We start from the raw sequence: 17,268 nt of genomic DNA, 5'->3' as shown, positions 1-17,268 counted from the left end.
ACACGGCGTTTCTAAGCCGTTTTTATACAGTCTGCGGCGGCTCTTATTCCGCTGCTTCGCGATGTACCTCGATGCCGGCCAGATACTTTTCCGCTTCGAGCGCGGCCATGCAGCCCAGCCCCGCCGCTGTCACGGCCTGCCGGTAGATATCGTCGGTCACGTCGCCGGCGGCGAATACGCCGGGCACGTCGGTGCGCGTCGAATCCGGCGCTGTCCACAGATAGCCGTTCGACTTCTGCTTCAGCTTGCCCGCGAACAGCTCGACCGCGGGCGCATGGCCGATGGCCACGAAGACGCCGTCGATCTTGAGGTGGCTCTCGGCGCCGGTCACGGCATGCCTGAGCTTCAGCCCTTCGACCGAAGGCGGCAGCGGTGCCTTGCCGGGGCGGCCGGTGATCTCGTCGACGATCGTGTCCCAGATGACGCGGACATTGTCCTTTTTCAACAACCGTTCGCGCAGGATGCGTTCGGCACGGAAATCCGAGCGCCTGTGGATGACGGTGACGCTCTTGGCGAGGTTGGACAGATAGAGCGCCTCCTCCACCGCCGAATTGCCGCCACCGACCACCGCGACATCCTTGCCGCGATAGAAGAAGCCGTCGCAGGTGGCGCAGGCGGAAACGCCGAAGCCCATGAAGTCCTGCTCGGTCGGAATGCCCAGCCACTTGGCTTGCGCGCCGGTGGCGATGATCAGCGCATCGGCCGTGTAGGTCGTGCCGGAATCGCCCTTGGCGCGGAACGGCCGCACGTTGAGGTCAACCTCGGTGATAATGTCGTTGATGATGTCGGTGCCGACATGCTCGGCCTGCTTGAGCATCTGCTCCATCAGCCACGGCCCCTGGATCGGATCGGCGAAGCCGGGGTAGTTCTCGACATCCGTGGTGATCATCAATTGGCCGCCCTGCTGCAGACCGGCGACCAGCATAGGCTTCAGCATGGCGCGCGCGGCATAGACCGCCGCCGTATAGCCGGCCGGACCGGAACCGATGATGAGAACGGGCGCGTGCTTGGTGGTCATTTGGAGCCTCTGCGGGGGCGGACAGCGAGTGTGCCTTGGAAAAAGACGTGGAATATCGCGCTTAATGTAAGGGCTGCCAACCACGCCAGCAAGACGAACGGACCGTCGTCCCCGGAAAGCTTCGGCCCATTATGGGTATTCACGCGATGGCCGGTACCTGTCCACAATCGCGTCGACGAGGGCTGGCTTCGACGCAAAAGTCGTTTAATTACAAAATAGCGAAAGATTCTTGCGCCACACTGATCATCGAGAACCCTGATGCCCCTCAAGGCCGATCTTGACGCCATCGACTGGAAGATCCTGCGCGAGCTTCAGTCGGACGGGCGCATGACCAATGTCGAGCTCTCGAGCCGCGTCGGCATTTCGGCACCGCCCTGCCTGCGCCGGGTCAAGCGGCTGGAAGAAGCCGGCATCATCCGCGGCTACCGCGCGCTGCTCAACGCCCCGGCGCTGGGCCTCGATGTCGTTGCCTTCTGCCTGGTCGGGCTGCATCACCAGGCCGATGCCGAACTGCGCATCTTCGCCGAGCGTACGCGCGGCTGGCCGGTCGTGCGCGATGCCTGGATGGTGTCGGGCGAATCCGACTTTCTGCTGCATTGCGTGGCGAGCGACCTCGGCGCCTTCCAGACCTTCGTCATCGAGGAACTGACCTCGACGCCGAACGTCGACACGGTGCGCACCGCGCTCACCATCCGCCGCGTCAAGGATGAGGGCCTGGTGTCGTTCGAGCGCTCCTGAGCCAGGCGAACGCCTGCGCGATGGGCAAATTCCCGGCATTCGCCACACCGGTGCCGCGTTGGTATTCGAAAGACGCTGATGTACAAGGCTGGACGGCTCTGCCGGATTCGCCGCTCGACTGACGCTTCATTGGTTTCCCGAGCATTCCAGCATGTGTAACGGTTTTCCGCCCGGAATTGCTTGAGAACAGATGGCGCCAGCAGCGTATATTCCGGGAAGAATCCGCCATGGGAAGGGGACCATGACCCGTTTTGCAAGCCCGGTCTCGGCGCTGATCATCTGCGTGAACGAGGCTGATATGATCGGCCCGTGCCTGGAAAGCATCGATTTCTGTGCCGAGATCATCATCGTCGATTCCGGCTCGACGGACGGCACCGTCGAATGCGTTGAAAGCTATATCGCCAGGGGCTATCCGATAACGCTGCTGCACAATGACTGGCAGGGCTTCTCCCGCCAGCGGCAATTCGCGCTCGACCACGCCAACCAGCCCTGGTGCCTTTCGATCGACCCGGACGAGCGCGTCGACGACCGGTTGCGGCGGTCGATCGTGGCCATCACCCAGGCGGCCGGCGGCAAGGCCAGCGGATGGTACATGCGCCGCCGCGACTGGCTGAAGGGCTACGGTTATGCCCATCGCTGGGTGCTGCACAACAGGCTGCTCAGGCTTTTCCGCAGGGAAGGCGCCAGCATGGATCTAACGGCGCGGGTGCATGAATCCGTTCACGTGCCGGGCGAGACCGACACGATCGAAGAGGGTCTCTTGCTGCATCGCCGTGAAATATCGGTCGAGGAGGATCTTGCCCGGGCCAACACCTATTCCAGCCTCAAGGCGGTGACGCTGGTCGAGAGAGGCAAGAAGCCCGGCCTGGTGCGGCTGGTGCTGTCGCCGTTCGGCAACTTCCTCAAATTCTACCTGGCCAAGCGCTACTTCCTGTGTGGCCGGCACGGCTTCGTCTACTCGATGTCGGTGATGATTTATTCCTTCGCCACCGAAGCCAAGCTCTACGAAGCCTCGCAGCAAAACGACCAGGCGTAGGCCCTACGATCCGAGCGCGTCGATGGCGGCGAGCAGGCCGCCGAGATCGTGGTCGTCATGCAAGCGCCTGATGGCGAAGCCAGGCTGAAGCGCCGCCTCACCGTCGACCAGCCAGCCCTGTGCCAGCCCTGCGCGTTGGGCCGCCTGCATGTCGGCCAGCTTGTCGCCGACCATCAGGGAGCGCTGGAGGTCGAGATCAAGGCGCCTGCCCGCCTCGATCAGCATGCCCGGATTGGGCTTGCGCATCGGATGGTCCGTTATGGCGAGCGGCCCGACGCCCGCCTCGTGATAGGCGCAGGCCAGCACCATGTCGACGAACGCGCCCTGCCTGTCCAGCAAATGGAGCACGCGGTCGTTTACCGCGGCAAAGACGCCCCAGTCGAAATAGCCGCGCGCGATGCCGGACTGATTGGTGACCACGACCACCGGAATGCCGATCCGGTTGGCGGCGGCGATCGCCGGCAGCATCTGCGGCCTGAGTTCTATCTCGTCCGGGTCGCTGGGATAGTCGGTGTCGACATTGATGGTGCCGTCACGGTCCAGGAACAGCGCCGGCGAGCGTGCGGGAAAAACCCGCCCGCCGACCTGCTCCACCCACAAGCCCGGCTCGGCCAGCGGAAACGGCGCTGTATCGTCAGCCATTCGACAGGCGCGCTTCGACCACCTCGCACAGATAGTGATAGAGGCACAGATGGCCCTGCTGGATGATCGGCGTCGAGGTCGAGGGGACGTTGAGCAGGATGTCGGTGAGCGGCTTGAGCTTGCCGCCGGTATCGCCGGTCAGGCTGACCACCGTCATGTCCATCATGCGCGCCTGTTCGGCCGCGGCGAGAATGCTCGGCGAATTGCCGCTGGTCGAGATCGCCAAAAGCACGCCGCCCGCGGCGCCATGCGCTTCGACCTGGCGCGAAAACACCGTGTCGAAGCCGTAATCATTGCCCCAGGCGGTCAGCATCCCGGCGTTGGCCGGCAGTGCGATCACATTGTAGGCCTTGCGTTCCTTCAGGAAGCGGCCGACCAGTTCGGTGGCGATATGGATGGCGTCGCTGGCCGAGCCGCCATTGCCGCAGACCAGCAGGGCCTTTCCCTGGGAAAGCGCCGCCACGACAGCATTCACCGCACGGTCCATCTCGCCGGTCAGATCTCGCTCGACCGTGGCAGTGATGGCGGCCGCCGAGCGGACCAGGTAGTCGTTCAATTCGGACATGAATTCCCTCAGTTGGTGGCGCCGCCGGCGCGCAGTTTGCCGATGGTGCCAGTGGTGCTCTTGCCGGCGACGAGATCGACCAGAACGACGCGCCCGCCCGCCTTTTGCACCACATCGGCGCCGACCACGGTGTCGACCGTGTAGTCGGCGCCCTTGACCAGTATGTCGGGCAGAAGCGCCTCGATCAGAGCCAGCGGCGTATCCTCATCGAAGACAATGACGGCATCGACCGAAGCGAGCGCGGCAAGCACGCAGGCGCGGTCATGCTGGTCGTTGACCGGGCGGCCCGGCCCTTTCAGCCGCCGCACCGAGGCGTCGCTGTTGAGGCCGAGCACCAGCCGGTCGCACTGGCTGCGCGCCGCGTGCAGCAGGCTGACATGGCCGGCATGCAGGATGTCGAAGCAGCCATTGGTGAAGCCGACGCTCAGGCCCTCCGCTTTCCATCCCGCCACCATGCGCGCGGCCGAAGTGGCGTCCAGGATAGCGTCCTTGTGCGCGGTCGGTCCGTGCGAGCGGAACAGCGCGCCGGTGAGTTCCTCGACGCTCAGCCGGGCGGTGCCGCGTTTTCCGACCACGACGCCGCCGGCGGCGTTGGCGATGGAGGCAGCGGCGACAGGATCGGCACCGGCGGCAAGCGCCAGCGCGAAGCTCGCGATCACCGTATCGCCGGCGCCCGAGACATCGAACACCTCACGTGCCTGGGTGGCGATGTGGCTCGCCTCGTCGGGACCGACCACGCTCATGCCCTTCTCGCTGCGCGTGGCGACGACGAAGTCGAAGCCATGCGCCGCAATCAGTTCCCGTGCCGCCGCAACGATCTCGTCATCGGCGAACACCGCATGGCCGACGGCCTCGCCAAGCTCCTTGCGGTTGGGGGTGACGGCGGTCGCACCGGCGTAGCGCGCGTAGTCGCGGCCCTTCGGGTCGACCAGCACCGGCTTGCCCGCCTCGCGGCAGATGGCGATCAATTCGGCGGCGACGCCGTCCAGCAATATGCCCTTGCCGTAGTCGGACAGGATAACGATGTCGGCCTGCTGCAATGCGTTCCGGAAACGGCGGATCAGCTCCGCCCGTTCCGCTTCGCCGAGCGGCTTGATCTCTTCCTCGTCGAAACGCAGCACCTGCTGGTTGAGCGCGCTGAAGCGGCTCTTTGACGAGGTCATGCGGCCGCGCTGCTGTGAAAGGCCCACTGTCTCGGCGCCAAGCTCGCCCAGCATCCGCACCAGACTGTCACCGGCGGGATCGGTGCCGATCACCGAGACCGGAATGGCGCGCGCGCCAAGCGAGACGATGTTGGCCACGACGTTGCCGGCGCCGCCCATGGCCGAGCTTTCGCCACGCCCATGCAGCACCGGGATCGGCGCCTCCGGCGAGATCCGCTCGATGACGCCGTTGACGAAGCGGTCGAGGATGATATCGCCGACCACCAGCACGGCGACGTCGCCGAAGCGCGCAATGGCGCGGTGCAGGGGCTCGGGTGAAGGTGGATTGTGCTTGATCATGTCATCTGCCATGCGCGGGAAACGCCGATCTCGGATAAGTCGAAACACCAGATTTGCGAGGCCGACCGGTCATGCCTGCCGATATACCGCAATTGGGCACCAGCGCAACGCCGGGGCGGAGGCAAACCCGGACAGGTCAGGCCTTCTGCAAGGCGACGTGGACGCCCAGCCCGACCAGCACCGCGCCGCCGGCCCTCTGCATCAGCCGCTGCGCACGGCTCGAACGCCGCAGCCGGCCGATCACGAGGCCGGCCAGGAACACGCACACGACATCTGCCGAGGAGAACATCAGGTTGACGATGGTGCCCAGCACCACGAATTGCATCCAGACCGGCAACCCCGCCGAGGCATCGATGAACTGCGGCAGGAACGCCATGAAGAAGATCGCGGTCTTGGGATTGAGCACCTCGACCGTGATGCTCTCGAAAAACGCCCGGCGGGCCGATTTGCGGGTGATTGCCGGCAGCGCCACGTCGCCCTCCACGCGCTTGCGAAACAGCGAGATACCCAACCAGATCAGGTACAGCGCGCCGACCAGCTTGACGGCCATGTAGAGCGGCGGCACGGCGTGGAACAGCACTGACAAGCCGGCCGCGGCGGCAAAGACATGGACATAGCCGCCGAGATGAATGCCGAGTGCCGCCGTCAGCCCCGACCAGCGCCCCCGGGCCATCGTCTGCGCGGCGGCATAAAGCATGGCGGGACCCGGAATGTAGGCGAAGATCGCCGTGGTGGCGAAAAACGCGATCAGCAGTTCGGTCGGCGGCATTTCTTGTCCCTCATGATCCTGCCCTGTCCGATCGCAGGCCTTTCAGTCAGCCCGTGGGATGGCTTTGGATTGGCCTGCGCGAACAGTTGCCATGAAAGCCGACATGACTTTTTTGTGGAATGACGGACTGAATGCGCCGATACGCGCACCCGGTTCGAAATAAGCCGACGATTCCAGAATATCGTGATTGTACTCGTCGACTACGATCCAAAGCGGGATAGCGTCAAGGCCGGCGCGGCGGCGTTCAATTTCACGAACGCCAACCGCGACGCGATCACGGCCCGGCTGGGTGGAGGTGATTGCATGGATGAAAAGGTTCGTCCCTTCGGCTTTTCCGGGAAGAACGGCGACGAAGGCGACAGACCTCGCCTTGCGGCCTTCGGTCTCGCCGTCTCCATGTTGGCGATGCCACAGATATGGATATCGCCAGACGTCCGCGGCCACTGGTTTAATCACGGTCCAATTCCGCGGCGTACTCCTCCAGCATCTCGACATGTTGCAGCGGTGCATCCTCGGCCGCGTAGACGCGACGGCTATCGTTGCCGAAGCGCGCTTCGTAGGCCTCGATGCTCATCAGGACGTATCTCGGCTTGTTGTGACGAGTGATGGAGACCGGCTGCTGGCTGGCAGACGCGAGCACATCGCCGAGATTCTGTTTCAGATCAGTGGATGGATAGTGTTTCATTGGAAACTCCGTTTGCCCATAATAGACAAAATGGACAAAACAGACAAGCCTGAGCGGGCGAGCCCCGAGCGACTGCCTGCTTTGTCGACAGCCCGGCCAGCCTCCCTTATAAGGACCGGAATCGCACGCAACCAGAGGCCTTCATGATCATCGTCACGGGCGGCGCCGGCATGATCGGCTCCAACATCGTCGCCGCGCTCAATGCGGAAGGCCATGACGACATCCTGGTCGTCGACGACCTCACCGACGGCCACAAGATCGCCAACCTGGCCGATTTGACGATAGCCGACTATCTCGACAAGGACGATTTCCTGGCCGGCATGGAGGCGGGCTCGCTTGGCCGTGTCGAGGCCGTCTTCCATCAGGGGGCCTGCTCGACCACCACCGAGTGGAACGGCAAGTTCATGATGGAGGTGAATTACGCCTATTCGAAACGGCTGCTGCATGCCTGCCAGGCGCTGCGCGTGCCCTTCCTCTACGCCTCCTCCGCTTCGGTCTATGGCGGCGGATCCGAGTTTCGCGAGGAGCCGGCGCTGGAGCGGCCGCTCAACGTCTATGCCTATTCCAAGAAACTGTTCGACGATTATGTCAGGCGCACGGTCTTCGACAGCGATCATTCGCAGGTCGCCGGCTTGCGCTACTTCAATGTCTATGGCCCGCGCGAGGCGCATAAGGGGGCCATGGCCTCGGTCGCCTTCCATCTGTTCAACCAGGTCGAGCGCGGCGAGAATCCAAAGCTGTTCGGCGCTTACGATGGCTTCGGGCCGGGCGAACAGAGCCGCGACTTCATCCATGTCGGCGATGTCGCCGACGTCAATTTGTGGCTGTGGAAGCGCGGCGCCAGCGGCATCTTCAACTGCGGCACCGGCCGCGCCCAGCCGTTCCGTGCGATCGCCGAAACGGTCATCGACACGCTGGGCAAGGGCGAGATCGAGTTCATCCCCTTCCCCGACCACCTCAAGGGCAGCTATCAGAGTTTTACCCAGGCTGATATGTCCCGCTTGCGCGCGGCCGGCTATAACGGGCAATTCCGCACTGTAGAAACCGGCGTCAGAGACTATGTCGAATGGCTGAAAGCCCAACGATCCTCGTGATCGGCCCACGCTGGGTGGGCGATATGGTGATGGCGCAGTGCCTGTTCTCGGCGCTGAAGGAACTCCATCCCGATGCCGCGATCGACGTGCTGGCGCCCGCCTGGGCGGCACCTCTGGTCAAGCGCATGCCCGAAATCCGACAGCAGATCGACTTTCCGCTGAAGCCCGGCGCGCTGGAATTCAGCCATCGCCGCCGTTTCGGCCGTCTGCTGCGCGGCCGCTACGACATGGCCTATGTCCTGCCGGGCAGCTGGAAGTCGGCGCTGATCCCGTTCTTTGCCCGCATTCCGCGCCGTTTCGGCCATCTGCGCGAAATGCGCTACGGCCTCTTGACCGACATCGTGCCGCTGCCCGATGCCGTGAAACGACGCACCGCGCAGGCCTATTTCGGCCTCGCCCAGGGTGGCAACTTCCGCGCCCCCCGGCTGACCGTGGACGCGAAAAAACAGGCCGCCCTGCTCGATCGTTTCGGCCTGGCGCCGCGGAAATTCGTAGCCCTCATGCCCGGGGCCGAGTTCGGCCCGGCCAAGCGCTGGCCAAGCGAGAGCTATGCCGGCCTTGCCCGCGAATTCATGGCCAAGGGCCTAGAGGTCGCCCTGTTTGGTTCGAAGAACGACCGCGACGTGACGGCGGAGATCGCAGCCCTTGCGCCCGGCGTCGTCGACCTCGCCGGCCAGACGCGGCTGGAGGACGCCATCGACCTGATAGCGGCGGCAAGGCTCGCGGTCTCCAACGACAGCGGGCTGATGCATGTCGCGGCCGCCGTCGGTACATCCATCGTGGCCGTCTATGGCTCGACCTCGCCTGAAAACACGCCGCCGCTGGCGGAGCATCGCGAACTGGTCTGGCTCGGCCTGTCCTGCTCGCCCTGCCACCGGAAAATCTGTCCGCTCGGTCATCTCAACTGTCTGAAGACATTGGAGATCGCGCAGGTCGCCGCGGCAGCGGACCGCCTGCTGGAAGTGTCGGCCGCGGCATGAAGGTACTGATCGTCAAGACTTCGTCGATGGGCGATGTCATCCACACTTTTCCGGCACTTCAGGATGCCTGCCGCGCACGGCCCGATATCGCTTTCGACTGGTGCGTGGAGGAGGCGTTTGCCGGCATCCTCGCGCTGCATCCGGCTATCGGCACCATCCACACTGTGGCGATAAGGCGCTGGCGAAAGAACCTCTTCGACGCGAACACCTGGCGCGAGGCGGCGACCTTGCGCCGAACCTTGCGCGAATGCCGCTACGACCTCGTCATCGATGCGCAAGGCCTGCTGAAGTCTGCCCTGGTGGCACGCCAGGCGCGCGCGCCGATCGCCGGCTTCGACCGGTCGAGCGTGCGCGAACCCTCGGCGACGCTGTTCTATGATATCACCTATGCGGTGGCGCGCGACCTGCACGCCATCGAGCGGACACGGCGGCTGTTCGGGCTGGCGCTCGGCTATCGGCCGGACCTTTTGACGCTCGACTCCGGCATCGTGGCGCCGACGGGCATGATCGCCGGCATCGACGGCAGGACCGCGTTCCTGCTGCACGGCACCAGCCGCGAGGACAAGAAATGGCCGGTCGAGGACTGGATCGGAACCGCCCGCCTGCTGGTCGAGCGCGGCATGATTCCGGTCACAACCTGGTCGAACGAACGGGAGAAGGTGGTGGCCGAAGCGATCGCCAAGGCCGTGCCAGCCACGGTCGCGGTGCCAAAGTCGCCGCTGGACGCCATCGCCGCCATCCTCGGCCGCTCGACCCTGGTCATCGGCGCCGATACCGGGCTGACCCATCTCGCCAGCGCCTTCGGCCTGCCGACGGTCGCCGTGTTCCTGGCGACGGAGCCGGGTTTGACCGGACCGCGCGGGCCGTATGCGTCGACGTTGCTGGCGCCTGGTGACAGGCGCGTGACGCCCTCGGAAGTGATGGCGGAAGCTGAACGACTTTTAGAGCTTAGGCGGACAACTACCGGGAAAGACTGAATTTTCGATCGAACGATTGGCAGGGTTGGCGCTGCCCCTCATCTGCCTGCCGGCAGGGGCGGCGCCAACCTCGCGCGAATAGCACCTGTCAGCGCGGAGCTGCGCCCAGCCGACGCTCTCAGATGAACTGCACCTGGACGATCTCGTAACCCCTGGCGCCGCCCGGCGCATTCACCTCGATGGCGTCGCCGACTTCCTTGCCGATGAGCGCGCGCGCGATGGGCGAGGAGATCGAGATGCGGCCGGATTTCACGTCGGCTTCCTGGTCGCCGACGATCTGGTAGGTCTTCTTCTCCTCGGTGTCCTCGTCGACCAGCACCACGGTGGCGCCGAACTTGACCTTTTCGCCGCTAAGCTTGGTCACGTCGATCACCTCGGCGCGCGCGATATAATCCTCGAGCTCGTTGACGCGGCCTTCATTGAGGCTCTGCGCCTCTTTGGCGGCATGGTATTCGGCATTTTCGGACAGGTCGCCATGCGAGCGCGCCTCGGAGATCGCCTCGATAATGCGAGGCCGCTCTTCCTGCTGGCGCCAACGCAGTTCTTCCTTCAATGACGCGAACCCCTCGCCTGTCATCGGGACCTTGTTCATAGTGCCTGACCTTTCCTGCTGCCGCCCCCGCATTTCGGGGGAAGCCTTGTCGTTGGGGTACAAAAAGAAAACGGTCCGGCAGCCTCGGGCTAACGGAACCGTTTCACCGCAATTTCCTTGAATATAGCAATCTTTGCGGGCTTTTCACGCCCAAAAATCGGTTTTGTAAAAATCATCCCTTCTTTTGTAGCAGGGGCGGCCGTGGGACGGAGCCGAACAAAAACGGCCGCGATCGCTCGCAGCCGCTTTGAGACATCAGGAGGGCCCGATCAGCTCCTCATGAAATGGTCGATCTGCTCGGACAGCATGCCGTATTCGCGCGAACCCTTGCCGGTGCGCTTTTCGATTTCCATCAGCTGCTGCTGGGCGCCGGCCAGATCGCCGATCTGCAGATGCGCCTCGCCGAGATATTCGCGCACCAGCGTGTAATCGGGATCGATGCGCAGCGCTTCCTCGTAATAGCCGAGGCCGACGGTGACGCGGCCGGAATGGCGGTGCGAATAGCCGAGATAGTTGAGGATGCGCGGATCCTGCTTGTTGGCGGCAAGAACGAGAACCGAGATCGCCTCGTCATAGCGGCCGGCCATCGCCAGCGCATGTCCTGCATCGTAGATGCTGTCGTCGTCCAGCATGCCTTCCTTCGGCGGTACGCATTTCTGCTTCTTCTTGTCCCAGACCTCGCCTTTCTTGCACTGGGTGACGGTCTGGTCGCTACCACCACTGCTGCCCGCGGCGAACGCCGGAACGGCAAGGAACTGCAGAGCGATAAGCGCGCTCGCCGCCTGGATCAGCACTCTTTTATGCATGGAAACCTCCTGAGGGTGTGACAATGCAACACTAACGCCAAGCGGTCCGCGTTTCATCCCGGAAAAAGATCGCCTGGAGAACATGAGGTGACGGATGCCGCAAATCCGGTATCATCCGGCAAACGACTGACGGAGAGGGCCCGTGCAGCGACGGCTGGAAAAGGACTGGGATCTCACGATCGGCCCCGATACCGTGCGGCTGTTCATCCTCAAGGCCAAGGCGCTGAGCGCGGCCGTCAACGAGGACTATGCCGACGGCGCCGAACACGAGGTCGAGTTCGACGGCGACACGCATGACAACCACCACCATGACGGCCTTGCCGAGGAAAGCTCGGAGAACCTCACCGAGGAAGAGCTGCGCGAGCTGATCAACGACCTCAATATCGACGAGGCCGCCGAGCTGATCGCGCTGGCCTGGGTCGGCCGCGGCGACTACGACCCCTCGGAATGGACCGATGCCGTAACCGCGGCGCGCGAGCGCGCCAACAAGCGCACGGCGAAATACCTGCTCGGCATGCCGCTGCTCGCCGACTGGCTGGAAGAGGGGCTGGAAGCGATCGGCGCGTAACGCGGAGGTAACCGATTGTGATCGGGTCTAAGCGCCTGTCCAGGCAACTTCGGCCGACTGGCGCCGTTTTGTGGATGATGGCAAAGCTGAGCTTTTCCCGAGGGTACAGGATTGCATTGGCCTTGGCCGTCACGGCTCTGCTGGTCATGCCGGCCGACGCCAGACATCGTAACAAACACCATAGGCCGCTGAGCCCGCGCGTGGAGCAGCCGCTGACACAGCGGGCCGATCAGCCGCTGAAACCGCGCGGCAAGCGGCAGTCGAGAGCGCGAACCAGGCAGCATCTCGCGCCCAATCCGGCACCGCCGGCAACGCAGGATGCTCGGCCGTCCCCCGATGTTCCGGTGCCCGAGCCACGCCCGGTGGACACTCAGAAAGTGGACACCCCAAAGTCGCAAGATCAGAACGCTGAAAATCCAAAGAGCGGCGCGGCGCCCAACCCGCCCAAGGACCCCGATCTACCCAGCGACGAAGAGTCCCATCAGAAAAGCCCGAAACCACCGGAACCACCAGCCGAAACCGAAAGCGAGCCGGAGCCGCCTGCCGTGGCGCCGACGCCGACGCCAAAGCCCGCCACTACGACGCCCGAACCTCAACCGCCGGCCGTCGCCCCGCAGCCAACGCCAAAGCCGGCGGAAGCAGGTGACGAGGAGAAGATGCTGCCCGATCCACGCTCGGCCGATCTTCCCGCCGACAAGATGCCGGCTGAGGAAGTCGCCTGCCGCGAGCGCCTGAAGACACTCGGGGTCGAATTCGAGGAGCACAAGGCCGAAAGCAACCCCGAAATCGGCTGCTCGATCCCCTACCCCATCGTGCTGAAGTCGCTTGGCAAATCGATCGCGATTGCTCCGGGCACCGAGCTCAACTGCACGATGGCCGAGGCGGCGGCGCGTTTTGCCGCCAACGTCATCCAGCCGGCGGCTAAAGCCGAATTCGGCGCTGACCTGAAATCGATCGGCCAGGCGTCGGCCTTCGTCTGCCGGCCGCGCAATGGCACACGCAAACTGTCGGAACATGCTTTCGGCAACGCGCTCGACATTGCCAGCTTTACGCTGTCCGATGGCAGGACGATCGAGGTCGGGCCGGCGCCGCCGGAAAAAGACGGCAAATTCCTCGACGCCGTACGCAAGGCCGCCTGCGGCCCGTTCAAGACCGTGCTCGGCCCAGGCGCCGACGCCGACCACGCGCTGCACTTCCATCTCGACCTTGAGCCCCGGCGGCATGGCGGCACGTTCTGCCAATAAACGCGGTTGACGCAGGATCGCCGCCGCAATTCCGCCGCAGGCATGAACGCGGACGCTGAGTTTTCCTTTACCCTTGATCGTTAAAATGCCGGATATCCAGAAGTAGGATTCCGCCAATGGCCGGCAAATTTCGCGCCGTTTTCCTCGCCGCCGCACACCAACTGAAACCTGCGGCGCTTATGGCCGCCGGTCTTGCATTGGCCACGGTTTCCGCCTGCAACACCGGCAGCGTGCTGTCGCTGCAGCCTGCCGTCGATGTCGGCTCGCAGACCGCGGCCGTGCCGCAATATCAGGGCATGCAGAAGCTTGTTCCGTCCAATCCCTACATGACGCAGGCCGCCTATCCGCGCATGGACGAGCCGATGTCGCCGGTGGAGCAGATTCCAGCCAGCGAAACCGATTGCCGCCAGCAGCTGAAGCGCCTCGATGTCGCCTACACCGATCTGGCACCGATCCATGAGGGCCAGTGCGGCATCGACTATCCGGTCAAGGTCACGGCTATCGGCAGCATCGAGATGAAACCCGCCGCGACCCTGACCTGCGACATGGCCGCCACCTTCGCCGCCTGGACCAAGAACGAACTCGTTCCCTCCGCCCGCTGGCGCTATTTCTCCGGCGTCAGGACCATCCACCAGGGCTCAAGCTACTCCTGCCGCAACATTGCCGGCGAAGGCGTGCTGTCGGAGCACGGCAAGGGCAACGCGCTCGATGTCATGAGCATCGAACTCAACAATGGCGACGACATCGACGTGCGCAAACCCGGCCTGTTCGCCTTCCGCACCCGCGGCTTCCTCAACAATGTGCGCGCCGACGGCTGCCAGTATTTCACCACCGTGCTCGGCCCCGGCTACAATTACGACCACCGCAACCATTTCCATTTCGACATCAAGAACCGCAGGAACGGTTACCGCGCCTGCCGGTAGGAAAAGATCATTTGTCACCGGTGGACGCGATAATTTGCCGAGCCACGAGATCCTGGATGCGCCAGAGATTCTTGTCCCGAATACCGCTTTCTTCCAGCTTGCTGACGGTCCGGAACAGATACTGCGCCGACGACCCCCAGTGTCCGGCGGCTCGCGCCAGCGTGTCCGCAACCTGCTCCAACGGCAACCGTCCGGCATAGGCCTTGCCACCCGGCGCGGCGACGAAAGCCAGAGCGCGCAGCGGACCCTCCTTGGTCTTGACCTTGATCCAGCAGGGCACGTTGGTTGGTGGGTTGGCATCGATTTCCCGGCGCATCAGCTGGCCGAGCTGCCCGAAATGATCTTCATCGGGAAGCCGGTAGACGATCCCGTTGCAGCTGCCGCCGCGGTCCAGCGCCAGCATCAGGGCAGGCAATTCGCGCGTGCCCCGCCAACGCGTCAGCTTCAGGCAGAACGAACGGTGCCATCCAGGCGCCGTCGCCGGGCGCTGCTCGACAGGAACGAATTCGGGATTCCAGATCAACGAACCATAGGCGAAGACCCACAGCATTTCGGGCCGATATTCGGCAAGCAGTCGAGCGACCAACTCATCGAACTCCGCGTTGGTGTGCTCGGCCGTTCCAGGCTCAGGCCCGGGATCCAGTTCGACGCGCTCGACCCGGGCGACAAGATCCGCGGTCAACGCCATCGTTCTCGGGCCCGTCGGCTTCCGTTTCATTCCCGCCCCCACGAAAAAATGATGGCTGACGATAAACCGTCTGCTCATCTCTGGCCATTGATTTCCAGGGAACCGTCAGGCAACAGATAGCGCTCGGATCGAGCCGCCTTTATGAGCCAACGAAGCCTCCAGCGACGCATTGCGATCTGGGTAGTGGCCGTGCTGGGCGGCTATCTGGCGCTCGCCTATGTCGCGGCGCCGGAATTCTGGACATTCCGTGATCGCGGCTTTCGCGATCGGCATTTCGAGATGGTCACCCACACGTCGCAAGGCATTCCCGGCGACCCCATCAATGTCGGCCTGATCGGCACGGAGAAGGAGCTGGTGCACGCTTTCGCCGTCGCCGGCTGGGACACCGCCGACGCCGTCACCTTGAGAACCGCCATCGACATCGGCGAAAGTGTACTGTTTTCCCGCCCCTATCCCGACGCACCGATAAGCCGTCTGCTGTTCGAAGGCCGCGCCCAGGAACTCGCTTTCGAAAAGCCGGTCGGCGACAGTGCCGACCGGCGCCATCACGTCCGTTTTTGGCGAACGGATATGGTTGGCGACGATGGCAGGCCGCTCTGGCTGGGTGCCGCCAGCTTCGATCGCGGCGTCGGTCTGAGCCATGACACGGGCGCCATCACTCATCACATCGGTCCCGACCTCGATGCCGAGCGCGACTTTATGATCGGCGATCTCAATGCCGCCGGCCTGTTGGCCTCGACCAGCGGTCTTGCCGGCATCGGCCCCACCCGGAGCGGCCGCAATGGCGGCGGCGACCCTTATTTCACCGACGGCAAGGCGATCGTCGGCGTGCTGAAGCAGTTGCCGTAACGGCAGGTCAGGTCGTGGAGATGACGATCTTGCCGAATGGCCCCTTCTCCAGGTGCCCGAAGGCCCGCGGCACCTCGTCGAAACCGAAGACCTTGTCGATGACCGGCTTGATCGCCAGCGCCTCGATCGCCAGGTTCTTCCGCTCGAAGGCGCGGCGCCCTGGGATGCTGTCTAATCCACCCGCATCCGCTGTCATCTTTCTAAAATGGCCGCCGACTATTTTCGAAAGCCGTGCGGCAATGCTATTGAGCCCTCATGCTATACGTTGAAATCGCCACCGTGGTCGTCCTCATCTGCGTGAACGGCCTTCTGTCGATGTCCGAACTCGCCATCGTCTCATCACGGCCGGCTCGCCTGAAGGCGATGATCGACCGCAACGTCAAGGGTGCCGGCCGCGCTTTGGCGCTTGGCTCCAATCCCGGCAAATTCCTGTCCTCCGTGCAGATCGGCATCACGCTGGTCGGCGTGCTCTCGGGTGCCTTTTCCGGCGCCACGCTCGGCCAGAGACTGGCGCAATATCTGGCTACGGCAGGCATCCGCGAGAACATAGCCGACCCGCTCGGCGTCGGCATCGTCGTGGCCATCATCACCTATGCCTCGCTGATTGTCGGCGAACTCGTGCCCAAGCAGATCGCGTTGCGCGATCCCGAGCGGGTCGCGGCACGGGCGGCGCCGGCAATGACCATCCTGGCCACCATCTCGGCCCCTCTGGTCTTCCTGCTCGATATTTCGGGCCGTGCCGTGCTCTGGCTGCTCGGCCAGCGCGGCGAAAGCGAGGAAAAGGTCACCGACGAGGAGATCAAGATGCTGGTCGCCGAGGCCGAGCATCACGGCACCATCGAATCCGACGAGCGGCGCATGATCGCCGGCGTCATGCGGCTTGGCGACCGCGCCGTGCGCGCCGTCATGTCACCGCGCACCGATGTCGACTGGATCAACCTGCAGTCCGATGACGCCACGATCCGCAAGCTTCTGATGGACACCCAGCATTCGCGCCTGCCCGCCGGCGACGGCGGGGTGGACGCCATGATCGGCGTCATCCAGACGCGCGACGTGCTGGCCGCACTGCTCGGCGGCCGCGCGCTCGACCCGCGCAAATATGTGCGCGCGGCACCGATCGTGCACGATCAGGCCGATGCGCTTGATGTGTTGCAGAAGCTGAAGGAGAGCGACGTGCCGATGGCGCTGGTGCATGACGAATACGGCCACTTCGAAGGCATCGTCACCCCCGCCGACATCCTAGAAGCCATCACCGGCGTCTTCCGCTCGGATCTCGAGGCCGGCGAGGAAGAAAACGCCGTCCAGCGCGACGACGGCTCATGGCTTCTCGCCGGCTACATGCAGGCCGACGAGATGGCCGAGGTGCTCGGCATCGACCTGCCGGAGAACCGCGACTACGAGACCGTCGCCGGCTATGTGCTGTCGCACATGCACCATCTGCCGGCGACCGGCGAATGTGTCGACGCGCAAGGCTGGCGTTTCGAGGTCGTCGACCTCGATGGCCGCCGCATCGACAAGCTGATCGCCACCCGCCTGCCCAGCGGTCACCGCGAGATGGTGCGCTGACGGCATATGCATGGTTCGGCCCGGCG

21 protein-coding genes are annotated in these 17,268 nt (G+C 64.0%); 10 read left to right on the top strand and 11 right to left on the bottom strand.

Annotation, left to right across the window (positions count from 1 at the left end):
* Positions 1 to 43 precede the first annotated feature (43 nt).
* A complete protein-coding gene (gene trxB, locus FJ950_RS17830; RefSeq protein ID WP_140617745.1) occupies positions 44 to 1,018 on the bottom strand; it encodes a thioredoxin-disulfide reductase in 975 nt (324 codons plus the stop codon).
* 258 nt (positions 1,019 to 1,276) lie between these two features.
* Here trxB and FJ950_RS17825 point away from each other — a divergent pair, with 258 nt between their 5' ends.
* Both FJ950_RS17825 and FJ950_RS17820 read left to right on the top strand, forming a co-directional pair.
* Positions 1,277 to 1,756, top strand: coding sequence for an Lrp/AsnC family transcriptional regulator (locus FJ950_RS17825; protein WP_140617744.1), 480 nt, complete (start codon positions 1,277 to 1,279; stop codon positions 1,754 to 1,756).
* A 241-nt stretch (positions 1,757 to 1,997) separates the two neighbouring features.
* Entirely contained in the window at positions 1,998 to 2,792 is a 795-nt protein-coding gene (locus FJ950_RS17820) for a glycosyltransferase family 2 protein (RefSeq protein ID WP_140617743.1), read from the top strand.
* A gap of 3 nt (positions 2,793 to 2,795) precedes the next feature.
* Here FJ950_RS17820 and gmhB read toward each other — a convergent pair whose 3' ends face one another.
* From gmhB to FJ950_RS17790, 6 genes are all read right to left on the bottom strand, one after another.
* The gene (gmhB, locus tag FJ950_RS17815) at positions 2,796 to 3,434 is read right to left on the bottom strand and encodes a D-glycero-beta-D-manno-heptose 1,7-bisphosphate 7-phosphatase (protein WP_140617742.1); all 639 of its coding nucleotides are present in this window, start codon (positions 3,432 to 3,434) and stop codon (positions 2,796 to 2,798) included.
* Entirely contained in the window at positions 3,427 to 3,999 is a 573-nt protein-coding gene (locus tag FJ950_RS17810; RefSeq protein WP_140617741.1) for an SIS domain-containing protein, read from the bottom strand. Before FJ950_RS17810 ends, gmhB begins: the two co-directional genes overlap by 8 nt.
* A gap of 8 nt (positions 4,000 to 4,007) precedes the next feature.
* Positions 4,008 to 5,501: a D-glycero-beta-D-manno-heptose-7-phosphate kinase gene (gene rfaE1 / locus FJ950_RS17805; RefSeq protein ID WP_015316159.1), complete on the bottom strand. Its 1,494-nt coding sequence runs from the start codon at positions 5,499 to 5,501 to the stop codon at positions 4,008 to 4,010.
* Positions 5,502 to 5,637: 136 nt separating this feature from the next.
* Positions 5,638 to 6,270, bottom strand: a complete 633-nt coding sequence (locus FJ950_RS17800; RefSeq protein ID WP_140617740.1) for a LysE family translocator — start codon at positions 6,268 to 6,270, stop codon at positions 5,638 to 5,640.
* Between the two features lie 42 nt (positions 6,271 to 6,312).
* Positions 6,313 to 6,714 (bottom strand): hypothetical protein, encoded by a 402-nt coding sequence (locus tag FJ950_RS17795; protein WP_181171295.1) that lies wholly within the window; start codon positions 6,712 to 6,714, stop codon positions 6,313 to 6,315.
* A gap of 4 nt (positions 6,715 to 6,718) precedes the next feature.
* Positions 6,719 to 6,955, bottom strand: coding sequence for a type II toxin-antitoxin system Phd/YefM family antitoxin (locus tag FJ950_RS17790; protein WP_140617739.1), 237 nt, complete (start codon positions 6,953 to 6,955; stop codon positions 6,719 to 6,721).
* 143 nt (positions 6,956 to 7,098) lie between these two features.
* Between FJ950_RS17790 and rfaD the strand changes: the two genes are divergently transcribed.
* Genes rfaD through waaC form a run of 3 tightly spaced genes read left to right on the top strand, consistent with a single transcriptional unit; the run spans position 7,099 to position 10,006 of the window.
* Positions 7,099 to 8,049: an ADP-glyceromanno-heptose 6-epimerase gene (gene rfaD, locus FJ950_RS17785; RefSeq protein WP_140617738.1), complete on the top strand. Its 951-nt coding sequence runs from the start codon at positions 7,099 to 7,101 to the stop codon at positions 8,047 to 8,049.
* Entirely contained in the window at positions 8,022 to 9,029 is a 1,008-nt protein-coding gene (waaF, locus tag FJ950_RS17780; protein ID WP_140617737.1) for a lipopolysaccharide heptosyltransferase II, read from the top strand. The genes rfaD and waaF overlap by 28 nt, the downstream gene beginning before the upstream one ends.
* Positions 9,026 to 10,006, top strand: coding sequence for a lipopolysaccharide heptosyltransferase I (gene waaC / locus FJ950_RS17775; protein WP_140617736.1), 981 nt, complete (start codon positions 9,026 to 9,028; stop codon positions 10,004 to 10,006). Before waaF ends, waaC begins: the two co-directional genes overlap by 4 nt.
* Before the next feature lie 118 nt (positions 10,007 to 10,124).
* On the opposite strand, the gene greA is transcribed toward waaC, so the two are convergent.
* Both greA and FJ950_RS17765 read right to left on the bottom strand, forming a co-directional pair.
* The gene (gene greA, locus FJ950_RS17770) at positions 10,125 to 10,598 is read right to left on the bottom strand and encodes a transcription elongation factor GreA (RefSeq protein ID WP_023767588.1); all 474 of its coding nucleotides are present in this window, start codon (positions 10,596 to 10,598) and stop codon (positions 10,125 to 10,127) included.
* A gap of 269 nt (positions 10,599 to 10,867) precedes the next feature.
* The gene (locus FJ950_RS17765) at positions 10,868 to 11,404 is read right to left on the bottom strand and encodes a tetratricopeptide repeat protein (RefSeq protein WP_140617735.1); all 537 of its coding nucleotides are present in this window, start codon (positions 11,402 to 11,404) and stop codon (positions 10,868 to 10,870) included.
* Between the two features lie 142 nt (positions 11,405 to 11,546).
* Between FJ950_RS17765 and FJ950_RS17760 the strand changes: the two genes are divergently transcribed.
* From FJ950_RS17760 to FJ950_RS17750, 3 genes are all read left to right on the top strand, one after another.
* Positions 11,547 to 11,972, top strand: coding sequence for a DUF3775 domain-containing protein (locus FJ950_RS17760; protein ID WP_140617734.1), 426 nt, complete (start codon positions 11,547 to 11,549; stop codon positions 11,970 to 11,972).
* 200 nt (positions 11,973 to 12,172) lie between these two features.
* Positions 12,173 to 13,216 carry an extensin family protein gene (locus tag FJ950_RS17755; protein ID WP_181171310.1) on the top strand — a complete coding sequence of 348 codons (1,044 nt, stop codon included), beginning with the start codon at positions 12,173 to 12,175 and terminating at the stop codon, positions 13,214 to 13,216.
* Positions 13,217 to 13,332: 116 nt separating this feature from the next.
* Positions 13,333 to 14,139 (top strand): extensin family protein, encoded by an 807-nt coding sequence (locus tag FJ950_RS17750; RefSeq protein WP_140617732.1) that lies wholly within the window; start codon positions 13,333 to 13,335, stop codon positions 14,137 to 14,139.
* Between the two features lie 7 nt (positions 14,140 to 14,146).
* Here the strand turns inward: FJ950_RS17750 and FJ950_RS17745 are convergent, their stop codons facing one another.
* Positions 14,147 to 14,857 carry a gamma-glutamylcyclotransferase gene (locus FJ950_RS17745; RefSeq protein ID WP_140617731.1) on the bottom strand — a complete coding sequence of 237 codons (711 nt, stop codon included), beginning with the start codon at positions 14,855 to 14,857 and terminating at the stop codon, positions 14,147 to 14,149.
* A gap of 111 nt (positions 14,858 to 14,968) precedes the next feature.
* Between FJ950_RS17745 and FJ950_RS17740 the strand changes: the two genes are divergently transcribed.
* Positions 14,969 to 15,676 carry an LssY C-terminal domain-containing protein gene (locus tag FJ950_RS17740; RefSeq protein WP_140617730.1) on the top strand — a complete coding sequence of 236 codons (708 nt, stop codon included), beginning with the start codon at positions 14,969 to 14,971 and terminating at the stop codon, positions 15,674 to 15,676.
* Between the two features lie 7 nt (positions 15,677 to 15,683).
* Here FJ950_RS17740 and FJ950_RS17735 read toward each other — a convergent pair whose 3' ends face one another.
* A complete protein-coding gene (locus FJ950_RS17735; RefSeq protein WP_140617729.1) occupies positions 15,684 to 15,872 on the bottom strand; it encodes a zinc-binding dehydrogenase in 189 nt (62 codons plus the stop codon).
* A 59-nt stretch (positions 15,873 to 15,931) separates the two neighbouring features.
* Here FJ950_RS17735 and FJ950_RS17730 point away from each other — a divergent pair, with 59 nt between their 5' ends.
* Positions 15,932 to 17,242 (top strand): hemolysin family protein, encoded by a 1,311-nt coding sequence (locus FJ950_RS17730; RefSeq protein WP_140617728.1) that lies wholly within the window; start codon positions 15,932 to 15,934, stop codon positions 17,240 to 17,242.
* Positions 17,243 to 17,268: the final 26 nt, after the last annotated feature.

This window comes from Mesorhizobium sp. B2-3-14, from assembly GCF_006442175.1.
Classification (GTDB): Bacteria; Pseudomonadota; Alphaproteobacteria; order Rhizobiales; family Rhizobiaceae; genus Mesorhizobium; species Mesorhizobium australicum.
Note: the sequence above shows the minus strand (reverse complement) of the source record. Positions and strands in the feature narration are given on the sequence as shown.